The sequence below is a fragment of the Caulobacter sp. Root655 genome (assembly GCF_001427665.1).
Classification (GTDB): domain Bacteria; phylum Pseudomonadota; class Alphaproteobacteria; order Caulobacterales; family Caulobacteraceae; genus Caulobacter.
The window spans coordinates 128587-143757 of record NZ_LMHC01000006.1 but is presented as its reverse complement, the minus strand read 5'-3'; the positions used below and the strand labels follow the sequence as shown (position 1 = coordinate 143757).

Sequence of the window (15171 nt, the reverse complement as noted above, 5' to 3'; positions counted from 1 at the left end):
GCCGGATGGGCGGAGGGTCACGCGCGCCAGATCCGCGCCCTGGCGCCGGTGTCGCCCACGTTTTCGGCCAGCCAGGTCGTAACCTCGGCGATCGCCGCCTCGGCGGACCGGGGCGCCCCGACCATGACCATGGCGCAGCCGTTCATCTTCATGGGGTCCACGAGCGGCCGCAGTCGAAGCTCGGCGGCGAGCGCGTCGCTGGTGACGGTTTCCATCGCGCGCATGAAGGCGTCGAAGGTTTCCAGGTCCTTCAGCGGCATCCAGGCGGCGATCACCGCCTGGCTGTCCCTGGCCAGCACGGCCTTGGTGGTGGCGACGATCTGGGCGTAGTCGTCGCTGCGCTCGAACGGCGGGTCGATCAGCACGAACGTCTTTCCCCCGCCCTGGCCGCCCTTGCCCGCCTTGGCGACGGCCGTGGCGTAGCCGTCGTCCCGCACCGCCTGGGCGAAGGGGTAGGGGGCCAGCGACCGGCGCAGGCTGTCGAAGTCGTCGGGCCGCAGCTCGCAGGCGACGTAGCGGTCGGCCTTGCGCAGGGATCGGGCGATCAGCAGCGGCGAGCCGGGATAGAGCGAGCCCTCGCCGCCGCCGTTCAGCGCCTTCACCGCCGCGACCAGGGGCGCGAACACGGCGGGCGCGGCCCCAGCCTTGGCGGCCGCCAGCAGCTTGCCGATCCCCGCCGCGGCCTCGCCCGAACGCTGGGCCATGTCGCCGCCCAGGTCGTAGGCCCCGGCCCCGGCATGGGTGTCGATCACCGACAGCGGCGTCTCGTCGGCGGTCAGGGTGGTGAGCAGGGCGATCAGGATCGCGTGCTTCTGCAGGTCGGCGAAATTGCCGGCGTGGAAGGCGTGGCGGTAGTTCATGTCTGGCGTGTCGCTCCCGGAACCGGCGCTTCGTCTATCACGTTGGCGAACGGTTGGGGGCGGACGATAAAGGCGAGAGCGTACACGACCGTCGTCATCCCCCGAACAAGTCGGGGGATGACGGGCTTATTTAGAGCTTCAGCGTCCCATCGACCCGGCGGACGATCCCCAACGGGTTGCCGTCTTGCAGTTCGGGCGGCAGCAGCGCCTGGGGCAGGTTCTGGTAGGAGACCGGCCGCAGGAAGCGGTGGATGGCCAGGGAGCCGACCGAGGTGGTGCGGCTGTCGGAGGTGGCGGGGAACGGGCCGCCATGGACCATGGCGTGGCCAACCTCGACGCCGGTGCCGAAGCCGTTGACCAGCACCCGGCCGGCCTTCAGTTCCAGGGTCGGCAGCAGGGCGCGGGCGAGATCCATGTCGGCCTCGTCCATGTGGACGGCGACGGTCAGCTGGCCCTCGAGGGCGGCGAGCACCTCGAGAAGTTGGGCCAGGTCCTTGGCGCGGACCACCAGGGAGGCGGCGCCGAACACCTCGTCCTGCAGGTGCGGGGTGGCCAGGAAGGTGGCGGCGTCGACGCTGAACAGCGCCGCCCGGCCCTGGCCGTGGCCGCCGTCCAGGCCGTGGGCGACCTGGCTCACGCCGTCCGTGGTCTCCAGGGCGTGGACGCCGCCGGTGTAGGCCTTGCAGATGCCGGGGGTCAGCATCTGGCCGGCGGGCGCCTTGGCCACCACTTCGGCGGTGGCCGCGAGGAAGGCGTCCAGCTCAGGGCCATCGATGGCCAGCAGCAGGCCGGGATTGGTGCAGAACTGGCCGGCGCCTTGGGTCAGGGCGGCGACGAAGTCGGGGGCGATGGCCGCGCCGCGGGCCTTGAGGGCGGCGGGCAGCAGCAGCACCGGGTTGATGCTGCTCATCTCGGCGTAGAACGGGATCGGCTCGGGCCGGCCCTGGGCCACGGCCAGCAGGGCCAGGCCGGCCCGGCGCGAGCCGGTGAAGCCGGCGGCCTTGATGCGTCGATCGCCGACCAGGCCTTGCGAGATGGCGATGCCGGCGTCGTGCAGCAGGGCGAACACGCCCGGCGGCAGGCCGCAGGCGGCGACCGCCTCCTGCACGGCCCGGCCGACCAGCTCGGAGGTTCCCGGATGGGCCGGGTGGGCCTTGACCACCACCGGGCAGCCGGCCGCCAGGGCCGAGGCGGTGTCGCCGCCGGCCACCGAGAAGGCCAGCGGGAAGTTGGAAGCGCCGAACACCGCCACGGGACCCAGCGGCACGTTGCGCAGGCGCAGGTCGGGACGGGCCATCGGCTTGCGGTCGGGCTGGGCCGGGTCGATGCGGGCCTCCAGCCAGCCGCCGTCGCGCAGCACGCCGGCGAACATCCGCAGCTGGCCGACCGTGCGGCCGCGCTCGCCTTCCAGGCGCGGGCGGGGCAGGCCGGTCTCGGCCATGGCCCGGACGATCAGCTCATCGCCGATCGCCTCGATCTTCGAAGCCACGGTCTCCAGGAAGGCCGCGCGGACTTCCGGCGAGGTGGCGCGGTAGGGCCCGAAGGCCGCCGCCGCCAGGGCGCAGGCTTCGTCCAGGTCGGCCGGCGTCGCGCCGCCGAAGCTGACCGGCAGGGCTCCCCCCGTGCTGGGATCGATCGCCGTGATCGCGCCGCCGCCTCCGGCGCGCGCGCCGCCGTCGATCAGGAGTTCACCGGTGAGGGTCATGGGCACGGTCCTTCAGGCTGCGCGGTCGAATGCGGCTCTTAAATGATACCGCTCCCATCGCCGTCAAGTTAGAATGGAACGAGCAGGACGGCGTGGGGCAGACAGAGTGTTGCACGGGGTCTAGATTTGAACGCGCAACGGGGGAAGACGGATTCTGCATGGCGAAGCGGCCGGCCACGATCATCCATGTCGCCGAGAAGGCGCGCGTGTCGGTCAAGACGGTGTCGCGAGTGCTCAACAACGAGCCCAACGTCACCCCAGACCTGAAGGAGCGGGTGCTCGCCGCCGTCGAGAAGCTGGGCTACAGCCCCAGCAAGGCCGCCCGCACCATGGCCGGCTCGCGCTCCTATCTGCTGGTGGCCTTCAACGATCGCCGCCTGACGCTGGACAACTGGCGCAGCGAGCGCGGCAACGAGTGGATCGACCAGATGCTGTACGGCGCCATGCTGCGCTGCGAGCAGTCGGGCTATCACCTGATGTTCGAGCTGGTCGACCGCGAGTCGGACCAGCTTGAGAAACAGATCACCGCGGTGCTGTCGTCGCTGCAGCCCGACGGGGTGATCCTGACGCCGCCCAACTGCGAGAACCCGGTGGTGCTGGGGGCGCTGAAGAAGAGAAACATCCCGTTCGTGCGGCTCAACACCCCGGTGCGCGGGCAGGGGCCGCGGGTCTACATGGACGACCGGGCCGCCGCCCGCCAGGCGACCAGGCACCTGCTGGGCCTGGGCCACAAGCGGATCGGCATGATCGCCGGCGACTACAAGTTCTCGTCGTCGATCCAGCGGGTCGAGACCTTCGTGGCGACGATGGAGGCGGCGGGGATCGCCGTGCCCGAGGCCTGGGTCTATCAGGGCGACTTCACCTTCGAGGCCGGGGTGGCGGGGGCCAACGCCCTGCTCGACCTGCCCGAGCCGCCGACGGCGATCATGGCCTCCAACGACCAGATGGCCCTGGGCGTGGTCAGCGTCGCCCAGGCGCGGGGTATCGCGGTGCCGGGGGCGCTGTCGATCCTCAGCTATGACGATTCCATCGGGGTGCGGCTCAGCGTGCCGTCGCTGACGGCGGTGCGCCAGCCGGTGGCGCGGATGGCCGAAAAGGCCGCCGACATGCTGATCACCGCCAGCGCCTCGGGGGAGAAACTGACGGCGGGGAGCCAGCTGTTGCCGTTCGAGCTGATGGTCCGGGCGTCGACGGGGCCGGCGCCGAGGTAACTCCAAAACGGTTGTCATCCCGGCCTCGGGGCGCGCAAGCGGCCCGCCTGACGGCGGGCTGGCGCGTAGCGCGAAGATCCGGGACCGACGCGTGAACTCAGCGCTTGCGGCGGTCCCGGATCGGCGGCCCTGCGGGCCTTGTCCGGGATGACAGTCGTTGAGGTGGAAAAGGCGAAGCGGCCACCGCCGCCCCGCCCCTAATCCCTACTTCGCGTCGTACGACACCGGCAGCGTGGCCGCCGCCAAGGTCACGTCGGCCTTCGCGCCCAGGTCCCGCGACGACGCCCCCAGCGACACCTCGTAGGCCCCGCCGGCGATGTTCCAGGTCTTGGCCTTGGAGTCGAAGGTGGCCAGCAGGCGCGGATCGACCGTGACGCTGACCGTCGTGCTCGCGCCCGGGGCCAGGTCGATCTTCTTGAAGCTGGCCAGGCGCCGCGGGGCTTCCCAGCCGGCGCCGGTCTTGGGACCGACATAGACCTGGGGCACGTCCTTGCCGGCCGTCTTGCCGGTGTTGGTGACCTTGAAGCTGACGGTCAGGGTGTCGCCGGTCGCCGAGGCCTTCAGGTCGCTGTAGCCGAAGGTCGAATAGGACAGGCCGTGGCCGAAGGCGAACAGTGGGACGTGGCCCTTCTGGTCGAACCACTTGTAGCCGACGGCCGCGCCTTCGATGTCGTAATCGACGTCGCAGAAGTCCTCCGGCTTGGCCGGGTCGCAGTCGATCGTCTGGCGCGGCAACTGGTCGGCGCTGGCCGGGAAGGTGATCGGCAGGCGGCCCGACGGATTGACCTCGCCGGTCAGCACCCGGGCGATCGCCTCGCCGCCGTTGGTGCCCGGGAACCAGGCCTCGACCACGGCGCCGACCTTGGATAGCCAGGGCATCAGCACCGGACCGCCGGTTTCCAGCACCACCACGGTCTTGGGGTTGGCCGCGCCGACCGCGTTGATCAGGGCGTCCTGGTTGTCGGCCAGGGTCAGGGAATAGTCCTGGGATTCGGCCGCCCACTGATGGGCGAAGACCACGGCCACGTCGGCGCCGGCGGCGGCCTTGGCGGCGGCGGCCGGATCGGTCCCGTCGTTGTAGATGATCTTGGCGCCGGGGTTGCGAGCCTGCAGGGCCCGCAGCGGCGAGTTGGGGTGGTAGACGATCGGGCCGGGGAAGCCCTTGGGGCCCAGGCCCTTCACCGCCATGCCGCCGATCGGGAACACCTGCGACGAGCCGCCGCCCGACAGCACGCCGACGTCGGCGTGCGAACCGATGACGGCGATGGTCTTGGCGGTCTTGGTGATCGGCAGGACATTGCCGTCGTTCTTCAGCAGGACGATGGCTTCCTCGGCGTCGGCCTGGGTGACTTTGGCGTGGGCGGCAAAATCGATCGGCTTCTTGCTGACCGGGTGGTCGAACAGGCCGTGGGCGAACATCGAGCGGGTGATGCGGCGGACCATGTCGTCCAGCCGCGCCTGCGACACCGAACCGTCGGCCAGGGCGGCCTTCAGCGGCGCGCCGAAGAAGGGCTGCTTGTCGAAGGTGTAGGCCGACTCCTGGTCCAGGCCGGCGTTGACGGCCTTGGCGGTCGAGTGCGTGCCGCCCCAGTCGGACATCACATAGCCCGTATAGGCCCAGTCCTGCTTCAGGACCTGGTTCAGCAGGTAGTCGTTCTCGCAGGCGTAGGTCGAATTGATGCGGTTGTAGGCGCACATCACCGCGCCGGGGCTGGCGTTCTCGATGGCGAACTCGAAGGCCAGGAAGTCGGACTGGCGGGCGGCGGCGTCGCCGATGTTGGAGCTGACCGTCATGCGGCCGGTTTCCTGGCCGTTCAGGGCCCAGTGCTTGATGGTCGAGATGATGTTGTTGGACTGGATGCCGCGGATCTGCGCCCCGACCATCACCCCGGCCAGCAGCGGATCCTCGCCGCCATATTCGAAGTTGCGGCCGTTGCGTGGTTCGCGAGCCAGGTTCACGCCGCCGGCCAGCTGCACGTTGAAGCCCGAATCGCGGGCCTCTGAACCGATCATCGCGCCGCCCTTGAAGGCCAGCTCGGGGTTCCAGGTGGCGGCGGTGGCTATCCCTGCGGGCAGGGAGGTGCGCTCCAGGTATGGATCGCTCGACTCGCGCTGGGTGGCGACGCCGACGCCGGCGTCGGTTTCCCATTGCGGCGGCACGCCCAGGCGGGGGATTCCGGGGATGTAGCCGGCCGAGCCCATGCGGGCCTCGGCGTGCGGCGTGAACTTCGGCTTCTCCTGGTTCGAGCCGAAATAGCCGAACACCAGGGTCAATTTCTCGTCCTGCGTCATTTGGGCAACGATCAGGTCGGCGCGTTGATCGGCGTTCAGCCGGGTGTTCATCCAAGGTTTCGCCGAGGTCGCGGTCGCGGCCTGGGCATGAGCGGCGGCGGCAGGCAGCGCCGTGGTCAGCATCAAGGCCATGGCCAGGCCGTGCATCTGCTGTCGGTTCATTTTTATTCCTCCCCTGTACATCTTGCCCTTGGCGGGCCGTATTCTCAAATAACTCTTGTTTCTGATCGCCTACCTCAAGCTATTCACACCAGGTGAGGTGCTTGTCTCAACTAAGTGCCAAATACAAGCATGATTGACAACGTTGTCGTACTGTAGCTATTCACAGCACGCAAGTCGCGACCAAAAAAGGATCGCGCGCAGGGAGGGATGACGAATGAAGTTCCGCAGAAACCTATTGGCCGGTTCGTCGGTCGTGGCGGCCCTGATCGCCGCCACCGCCGTCCAGGCCCAGACCACGGCTCCGGCTCCGGCCGACAGCAGCCTGATCGAAGAGATCACGGTCACCGCCACCAAGCGCGAGACCAACCTGCAAGACACCCCGATCGCCATCAGCGCCTTCAGCCAGGGCGCGCTGGACCGACAGCACGTCAAGGACGTCACCGACCTGGCCAAGTTCGTGCCCAGCATGGCGATCAACCAGCAGGGCGACCAGGGCGCGATCCTGATCACCATGCGCGGCATCGGCAACGACACCGCCTTCACCGAAGTGGCCGACCCGGAAGTCGCCATCTATGTCGACGGCATCTACTCGCCGCGCGCCCAAGGCGCCGCCGTGCTGATGTACGACATGGACGCGGTCGAAGTGGCGCGCGGTCCGCAAGGCACGTTGTTTGGCCGTAACGCCACGGTCGGCGCGGTCAGCCTGCGCACCGCCAAGCCGACGCTGGGCGACTCCTACGGCAGCGCCGAAATCGTGGCCGGCTCGTACAACCGCTTCGGGGCGCGGGCCTCGGTCAACATGCCGCTGTCGGACACCTTCGCGATCCGCATCGCGGCGATCACCGAGCGTCACGACGGCTATGTCGACTTCCAGCGCCCGCCGCAGATCGCCGGCGTCAGCCCGTCGGCCTTCGTCACCCAGGGCAAGAAATACTACGCTCAGGACCAGCGTTCGGCCCGCCTCAGCGCGCTGTGGAAGCCGAACGACAAGTTCACCTGGAACGTCAATGTCGAGGGCTACCAGGACACCGGCGCCCCGGTCGTCGCCCTGGCCCAGACCCCGCGCACCGGCCAGAAGAAGTGGTCGGCCCTGATCGACACCGCCCCCGAGAGCGACCGCTTCTCGTACGGCGTGCGCAGCACCATGGACTACGCCATCAATGACGACGTGGCCCTGACCTACATCACGGGCTGGCAGCGCGTGGGCGGCAGCGCCAACAGCGACGCCGATGGCGGCATCCTGGGCGTGACCCAGAACGGCGCGCTCACCCAGGGCGGCTTCGGCGAGAACCATACCGTGTGGTCGCGCAACGACGCCTGGAGCCAGGAAGTCCAGCTGAAGTCGACGGGCGACAAGGTCGTCGACTGGATCGTCGGCGGCTACTACAGCCACGAAGACAACTCGATCCGCTTCGACATCGACCAGCGTGACGGCTATCGCGACGGTCCGATGACCTGGGCCGGCAGCTTCATCCAGGCCAAGCGGACCGTGGAGTCCAAGGCCGCGTTCGGCCAGGCCGTCTGGCACGTCAACGACCGCATCCGCCTGACCGGCGGCCTGCGCTACACCGAGGACAGCAAGCAGGATCAGGGCGGCCGGAACGTGATGTTCAACGGTTACGCCAACTGCCTGCTGGTCGACACCGCCGCCCACTGCAGCGCCGGCATCTTCGGCCAGGACCGCGGCGCCACCGCCCAGCAACTGTTCGCCCTGCTCGGCCCGGGCTACGCCATCAGCAGCAACGACGTGAAGGGCAGCTGGGACAAGCTGACCTGGCTGGCGCGCGCCGACGCCGACATCAATGACGACGTCCTCGTCTATGCCAGCGTCGGCACCGGCTTCAAGTCGGGCAACATCCTGGACGGCGGCCGCCTGGCCAATCCGGAAACCCTGACCAACTACGAGGTCGGTTCGAAGATCCGCTTCCTCGACGGCCGGGCCACCCTGAACCTCGCGGCCTATTACGAGGACTTCAAGGGCTACCAGATCAACCAGGTCGAGACGATCTTCAATCCGGACGGCACCACCAACCGCTCGCAGGTCGTGACCAAGAACGCCAAGGGCGCCCGCGCCTACGGTGTCGAGGCCGAACTGACGGCCTATCTGACGCCCAACGACCGCCTGCAGATCTCGGCCACGGCGCTCGACACCAAGATGCTGGACCTGCTGGCCCCCGACCAGCGGATCAACGGCGACGTCACCGCCGCCATCCAGCTGAAGGGCAACGAACTGCCGCACGCCCCGCACTTCTCGGGCACGGTTGCCTACGATCACACCTTCGAGCTGACCAGCGGCGCCAAGGTGATCCCGCGGATCGCCACCCACTTCGAGACCAAGAGCTGGCTGTCCTACTTCAACCAGGGCGCTCCCGACCAACAGGGCAGCTACACCCGCACCGACGTGACCCTGACCTACCAGCCGTCGGAAGGGCCGTGGTCGGCCGAGGTCTTCGTCCAGAACCTCGAGGACAAGGACATCAAGACCGGGGCCGGCGCGGCCGGCGCCCCGAACTACACGCCGGTGTGGACGGCGGTCTATCAGCCGCCGCGCACCTGGGGCTTCCGTCTGCGGACGAAGTTCTAGGCGAGGTCCAAACCTCGCCGGCCCGGATGGAAGCGTCCGGGCCGGCGGGATCCGTTTTTCGAGTTTGAAGCGAAATCCTCCTCCCGGCGGGTTTCGCTTCAGGCGCGGCGTGTCGCCCCTCGGCGCGTCGCGCCAGCCATCCTTGAGCGCATGCATTCCTCCAGACTGCGCTCCCTGGGTGATGGTCTCCCCCTGACCATCACCCAGGATTTTTTCTTTCCTTTCGCCGACCCGCGCTTCTGTTGCGCGCGGAGGTGAAGTCCAAGGAACCGTGCTCATGGCGGGCAACCGCATCGTCATCGTCGGCGGCGGAACGGCCGGCTGGCTGACGGCCGCCTACCTGGCCAAGCAGCTGGGCGCCGACCGTCCGGGCGGGGCGCGGATCACCCTGATCGAGTCCCCCGAGATCGGCGTCATCGGGGTGGGCGAGGGCACGTTCCCCACCATCCGCGGCACCCTGGCGACCCTGGGCGTCAGCGAGGCGCGGTTCATGCGCGAGAGCTCGGCGACCTTCAAGCAGGGCGTCCGTTTCGTGGATTGGGAACGGCGTTCGGCGGATGGCAAGTCTTCCGAATACTTTCACCCCTTCAACCTGCCGCTCCGGCCAGAGGGTCGCGATCTGTCGCCCTATTGGCTGCTGGACCACCAGGCGGGCGCGCCCCTGGCCTTCGCCGACGCGGTGACCACCCAGGGCAGGATCATCGAGGCCGGCCTGGCGCCCAAGCGGCCGGAGGACCCCGATTTCCAGGGGCCGATGAACTACGCCTACCATTTCGACGCCGCGCGCTTCGCCGACTTCCTGCGGGGCGTGGCCAAGGAACTGGGCGTCGTCCATCTGGCCGGCAAGGTCGAGACGGTGCAACTGGACGCCGAGACCGGCGACATCGCCTCGGTCACGGCCAGCGAACTGGGCGTGATCGAGGGCGACCTGTTCATCGACTGCTCGGGCTTCCGCGCCCTGCTGATCGGTGAGGCCCTGGGCGCGCCGTTCAAGCGCTGCGACGACGTGCTGTTCAACGACCGCGCCCTGGCCGTCCAGGTTCCCTATCCGACGCCGGACGCCCCGATCGCCCCCTACACCCTGGCCACCGCCCACGAGGCCGGCTGGACGTGGGACATCGGCCTGGATGGTCGCCGGGGCGTCGGCTACGTATTTTCCAGCCGCCACACCGACGAGGCGCGGGCCGAAGCGGTGCTGCGCGCCTATGTCGGGTCCGAGGCCGACCACCTGCCGGTGCGGCTGCTGAAGTTCCAGACCGGCTATCGCGAGCGCCAGTGGATCGGCAACTGCGTGGCGGTGGGCCTGTCGGCCGGCTTCTTCGAGCCACTGGAATCCACCGGCATCATGCTGATCGAGGTGGCCGCGACGATGATCGCCGAGGTGCTCCCGCTGCGCGACCGCGCCGCGATGGACAGCGCCGCCCGCACCTTCAACGGCCTGATGGCCGGCCGCTTCGAGCGGATCGTGTCGTTCCTCAAACTGCACTACTGCCTGTCGAAGCGCGACGAGCCCTACTGGCGCGACAACGCCGATCCGGCCTCGTGGCCGCAAGGGCTGCGGGACCTGATGGCCCAATGGAAGCACCGGCCGGTGTCGCGGTTCGACTTCCTGGTCGACCTGGAGACCTTCCTGCCGGCCAGCTACCAGTACATCCTCTACGGCATGAACGCCGCGACCGACTTCGCGCCGGTCGAGGGCCGCTACGCCGATGGCGCGATGGCCCAGCAGGCCTTCGCCAAGGTGGCCGGCGCGGCGACCGAGGCGCTCAAACACCTGCCGCCGCACCGGGCGCTGGTGGAGGCGTATTACCGGCGGTGAGATCCCTTCAATCCGCTCATCCCGGCGAATGCCGGGACCCAGATGGAATCGCTTTGAGGCTGACGCCAATAACGCCGAGCCTTTCCCATCAGCCACACCGCTATGGGATCTGGGTCGCCGGCATTCGCCGGGAGGAGCGGGTTTATAGAGAGCTCTCAGACCCGCTCCACGATGATCGCCGGGGCCATGCCGCCGGCCGCGCACATCGTCACCAGGCCGCGCTTGAGGTCGCGGCGCTCCAGTTCGTCGAGGATCGTGCCGATCAGGATCGAACCCGTCGCGCCGATCGGATGGCCCAGGGCCATGGCTCCGCCGTTGACATTGACCTTGTCGCGGTCGAGCCCCAGGTCGCGGATGAACTTCTCGGCCACCACGGCGAAGGCCTCATTGATCTCCCACAGGTCGATGTCATCCACCGTCAGCCCGGCCTTGGCCAGCACCTTGCGGGCCGCCGGGACCGGGGCGTTGAGCATCAGGGTCGGGCTGTCGCCCATATTGGCCATGGCCACCACCCGGCCGCGAGGCTTCAGTCCATGGGCGGCGGCGTAGGCGGGCGAGGCCAGCAGCACGGCGGCCGCCCCGTCGACCACGCCCGACGAGTTGCCGGCATGGTGCCCGTGCTGGATCTTCAGGTCCGGATAGACCTGATTGATCAACCCGCCCAAGGTCGTGCCCGCCTCGTCGATCGGCACGCCGGCCATCATCTCGAACGAGGCCTTCAGCGCCGACAGGCCTTCGAGCGTGGTCTCGGGGCGGGGAAACTCCTCACGGTCCAGCGCCACCGAGCCGTCGTCGCGCAGCACCGGGACCAGGGCCCGGTCGAAGTGGCCGTGGCGGATGGCGTGGTCGGCGCGCTGCTGGCTGAGCAGGGCTAACTCGTCCAGCACCCGGCGGTCGATGCCTTCCAGGGTGGCGATGGCGTCAGCGCAGACGCCCTGATGGGTCTGGGGGTGGCGGGCCCGCAGGCGCAGGTTGCCGGAGTCCAGCAACCCCACCGACGTGCGGTCGGCCGTGGCGGCGGTGTAGGACATCATCTCGGTCCCGCCGGCGATCACCAGGTCTTCCATGCCCGACATGATCGAGGCCGCCGCCAGGTTCACGGTGGTGATGCCCGAGCCGCAGAACCGGTCCAGGGTCATGCCGCTGGCCCGCACGTCATAGCCGGCGTCCAGCGCCGCCATCCGGCCCAGGTCGCCACCCTGCTTGCCGCGCTGGGTGCTGGTGCCCCAGATGATGTCGTCGACCTGGGCGGTGTTCAGGTCGTTGCGCTCGGCCAGGGCCTTCAGCACCGTGGCGGCCAGGTGCTGGGGATGGAAGTCGGCCAGGGCTCCCTTGCCGACCTTGCCGATGCCGCGCGGCGTGCGGCAGGCGTCGATGATCAGGGCTTGCGGCATGGCGTTTTCCTCCAGAACGGTTGTTTGAACCGATCTGGCGGCCGGCGCCCTTGGGTCAGTCTAGTGGTTTTGCGAGGTGGACTTGGCCGGGGACAGGCGCATGCGCCTGTCCCCGGCCGTGTCACCCCGGCTTGGCGCAGCTGAAGCTGGCCGCCTCGTCGGTCGAGCCCTTGCCGTCCCAGCGCGCCACCTTGGGATAGGCGCAGAGCGGGCGGGTGCGCAGGGTCTTGGCCGGCATGTCGAGCAGGCCGGCATAGTCGTTGTTGGTCTTGCTGGCGATGACCACGTCCGGCGCCTTCCCGCCATCGACCCAGCCGTCCAGCGTGGCCAGCATGTCGAAGCTGTTGGGGCCGGGTCCGCCGAAGCAGTGCGACAGGCCCGGAACCATGTACAGCCGCGAGAAGCTATCGGCGCCCTTGACGCTCATCGTTTTCCGGACGGCGTCGTAGTAGCGGATCGTGGCGTAGGGGGTGATCGCCGCGTCGGACCAGCCGTGGAACAGGATCAGCTTGCCGCCGCGCGCCTTGAAGGCCGACAGGTCGGGATTGTCCGAGGCGACCAGCGCCCCCAGCCGGTCGTGGGCGATCTTGAAGTCGCCATTGGCCGCGAAGTTCAGCTTGGCCAGCTGCCAGTTCGGGTCCGAATAGACGAAGTTGGCGAAGAACGAGCGGGCGAAGGAGGGGTGCTGGGCCTTCTCGCCGCTGATCCACAGCGGCCAGGCGTTGGGGACGGCCTCGCCGCCGGCCGGGTAGCCGGGGAACAGCGACTTGCCGGTGCGCGGATCGCGCGGACCTTCATACAGCTTGCGCAGGCCGGCCGTCTGGGCCGGGGTCAGGCACTCGGCGGTCTGGCCCGGCTTGCACTGTACGACGGCGGGGTCGAACTTGCACAGGCGTGGGTCCTCGATCACTCCGTCGGCGACGCCGTCCAGCTTGTCGCATTGGGCCAGGGCGGCCTTCTGGACGACGGCCAGGCTGGCGTCGGGGATGCGGCTTTCGGGCGCTTCGTGCACAGCCTTCCACGACCAGGCGAAGCTGGTCATCAGGCGGGTCCAGGCATTGGCCGGAGCCCCGGCGACGATGCCGTCGAAGTCGTTGGGGTAGCGCTGGGCCTCCATCAGGGCCTCGCGGCCGCCGTCGGAGCAGCCGGAGAAGTAGGACAGGCGCGGTCCCTTGCCGTAGTGGGCGGCGATCATCGCCTTGGCGAACAGCGCGGTCTCGTGGTTGGCGCGGTGGGCCCAGTCGACGATCTTCTCGGGCTGGTTCAGCGCCCAGTTGGCCTCGCCGCCGGCCCCGTCCTCGGTGTGGCCCATGTCGGTTCCGGCCACCGCGTAGCCGGCCTTGAGCGCCGGGCGCATCGACAGGCGCGGTCCGCCCAGCGAACCGCCGTAACCGCCGTTGCCGGTGGCCATGAACTTGCCGTTCCAGGCGGTCTCGAGCGGCAGCCAGACCTCGACCTTGATCGACGAGGCGGCGGTCGGGGCCAGGGTGGCGTTGACCCGGCAATAGGCCTGGGCGACCGGCAGGGGCGGGATGCCGAAGGTCTCGATCGGCTGGCGATCGCCTACCACCATCGTCTTCGCGGCGGTGATGGTCGCGCCGGCCACTTTTAGGTTGGCCAGGTCCTCGCAGGTGGTGGCGGCCTGGGCCTGGGTGGCCAGGGCGGCGGCCCCGGCCAGGGCGAACGACGCGACGAGGGGCGCCGCCCGGAGGGAGGCGGAGGTCATTGAATCACCGTTTCTTGCAGCGAGATCTTGGTCGGGGCGATGGGGGTCTGTTCCGAGCGCGCGGCGATCTCGGCCACCATCTTGTCGTGGGCGGCGCGGTTGATCGGGTAGAAGAAGATCAGGCCCGCCGAGCCCAGGCCGCCGATCAGCGGGATCCAGAACATCATGGCCTTGATCCCGGCCAGGGTTTCCGGGGTCTGGACGGCGTTGGCCGTGTAGCCGATGTGCGACAGCGCCACGCCCAGGAAGCCGGCGCCCAGGCCCAGGGCCGCCTTCTGGCCCAGCACCGTCAGGCCGAAGACCATCGACTCGGTGCGCACGCCGCTGCGCCATTCGCCGTACTCGACGGTGTCGGGCAGCATGCCCCAGAAGCAGACCACGTAGGAGGCCAGGCCCATGGCCTGCAGCACCACGGCGGCGAACAGCGGGATCACCCCCATGCCGTCGACGAAGTGCCAGACCAGCAGGCCGGCGATGCCCGGCACGGCGCCGATCAGCCAGGTGGCGCGCTTGCCCACCAGCCGGACCACGACCGCGAAGGCCGGCACGCAGATCGCCGCCGTCAGGGCGCCGATGCCCAGGGCCGCGCTGCCCATGCCGGCGTCGCCGACCACGTACTTGAAATAGTAGAGCAGGTTCTTGGAGAACATCGTGCCGGAGAAGGCGCTCAGGGCAACGGCGCCGAGCACCAGGTGCAGGGCGCGGTTGGCGGCCAGGCTGCGGACCACGTCGCGCAGCGGGCGGGGCGGCGGCGGGGCCTCGTCGGCCACGTCCAGGCCGCGCGCGGCCCAGGCCACGCCCAGCAGGCACAAGGCGGCGATCACGCCATAGACGGCGCCGACGATCAGCCAGCCGCGACGCGGCGCTTCCGGCGTGCCCAGGGCCTGGGCCAGCGGCAGGGTCAGGGCGGCGACGGCGATCGCCGCCAGGGTGCCGAACACCATCCGGATGCCGGCCATGTCGCCGCGCTGGGTGCTGTCCTTGGTGATGCGGGCGAACAGGGCGGCGTAGGGGATCGAGACCACGGCGTAGAGCGTGCGGAACGCCAGGTGGGTGGCCGCGGCGAAGATGATCGCCGCCGTGCCCGTCGAGGGCCCGGCGAACATGGCGATGAAGCCGAGCGCCAGCGGCGCTCCCCCGAGAATGAGATAAGGCCGGTAGCGGCCCATGCTGGTGCGGGTGCGGTCGACCAGCAGACCCAGGACCGGGTCCAGCGCCGCGTCCCAGATCAGGGCGGCCATGTAGATGAAGCCGGCCGTGGCGGCCGGCAGCCCCAGGCTGTCGGTGTAGAAGAACAGCAGATAGAGCCCGGCCGTCTGCCAATAGAGGTTGAAGCCGAAATCCCCGGCCCCGATGGCGACCTTCTTGAAGGTCGTGAGCCGCGCCCCGTCTAACTGAATCCCCGACATTTCTTCCCC

At 69.2% G+C, this 15171-nt stretch carries 9 protein-coding genes; 3 read left to right on the top strand and 6 right to left on the bottom strand.

What is annotated here, in order from left to right; translation table 11 throughout:
* Positions 1–17 precede the first annotated feature (17 nt).
* The gene (gene rlmJ, locus ASD79_RS07945) at positions 18–860 is read right to left on the bottom strand and encodes a 23S rRNA (adenine(2030)-N(6))-methyltransferase RlmJ (protein ID WP_056720495.1); all 843 of its coding nucleotides are present in this window, start codon (positions 858–860) and stop codon (positions 18–20) included.
* Positions 861–990: 130 nt separating this feature from the next.
* The gene (locus ASD79_RS07940; RefSeq protein WP_056720494.1) at positions 991–2565 is read right to left on the bottom strand and encodes an aldehyde dehydrogenase (NADP(+)); all 1575 of its coding nucleotides are present in this window, start codon (positions 2563–2565) and stop codon (positions 991–993) included.
* Positions 2566–2723: 158 nt separating this feature from the next.
* Here ASD79_RS07940 and ASD79_RS07935 point away from each other — a divergent pair, with 158 nt between their 5' ends.
* The gene (locus ASD79_RS07935; protein WP_056720493.1) at positions 2724–3776 is read left to right on the top strand and encodes a LacI family DNA-binding transcriptional regulator; all 1053 of its coding nucleotides are present in this window, start codon (positions 2724–2726) and stop codon (positions 3774–3776) included.
* A 204-nt stretch (positions 3777–3980) separates the two neighbouring features.
* Here ASD79_RS07935 and ASD79_RS07930 read toward each other — a convergent pair whose 3' ends face one another.
* Positions 3981–6230, bottom strand: a complete 2250-nt coding sequence (locus tag ASD79_RS07930; protein ID WP_056720492.1) for a glycoside hydrolase family 3 protein — start codon at positions 6228–6230, stop codon at positions 3981–3983.
* 214 nt (positions 6231–6444) lie between these two features.
* On the opposite strand from ASD79_RS07930, the gene ASD79_RS07925 reads away from it, so the two are divergent.
* Entirely contained in the window at positions 6445–8814 is a 2370-nt protein-coding gene (locus tag ASD79_RS07925) for a TonB-dependent receptor (RefSeq protein WP_056720491.1), read from the top strand.
* A 277-nt stretch (positions 8815–9091) separates the two neighbouring features.
* Positions 9092–10633 (top strand): tryptophan halogenase family protein, encoded by a 1542-nt coding sequence (locus tag ASD79_RS07920; RefSeq protein ID WP_056720490.1) that lies wholly within the window; start codon positions 9092–9094, stop codon positions 10631–10633.
* 155 nt (positions 10634–10788) lie between these two features.
* On the opposite strand, the gene ASD79_RS07915 is transcribed toward ASD79_RS07920, so the two are convergent.
* The 3 genes from ASD79_RS07915 to ASD79_RS07905 form a co-directional block, all read right to left on the bottom strand.
* Positions 10789–12027, bottom strand: coding sequence for an acetyl-CoA C-acetyltransferase (locus ASD79_RS07915; RefSeq protein ID WP_056720489.1), 1239 nt, complete (start codon positions 12025–12027; stop codon positions 10789–10791).
* 121 nt (positions 12028–12148) lie between these two features.
* On the bottom strand, positions 12149–13753 hold the full coding sequence (locus ASD79_RS07910; RefSeq protein ID WP_056720488.1) for a tannase/feruloyl esterase family alpha/beta hydrolase: 1605 nt from the start codon (positions 13751–13753) through the stop codon (positions 12149–12151).
* Positions 13750–15162: an MFS transporter gene (locus tag ASD79_RS07905; RefSeq protein ID WP_056720487.1), complete on the bottom strand. Its 1413-nt coding sequence runs from the start codon at positions 15160–15162 to the stop codon at positions 13750–13752. The genes ASD79_RS07910 and ASD79_RS07905 overlap by 4 nt, the downstream gene beginning before the upstream one ends.
* Positions 15163–15171: the final 9 nt, after the last annotated feature.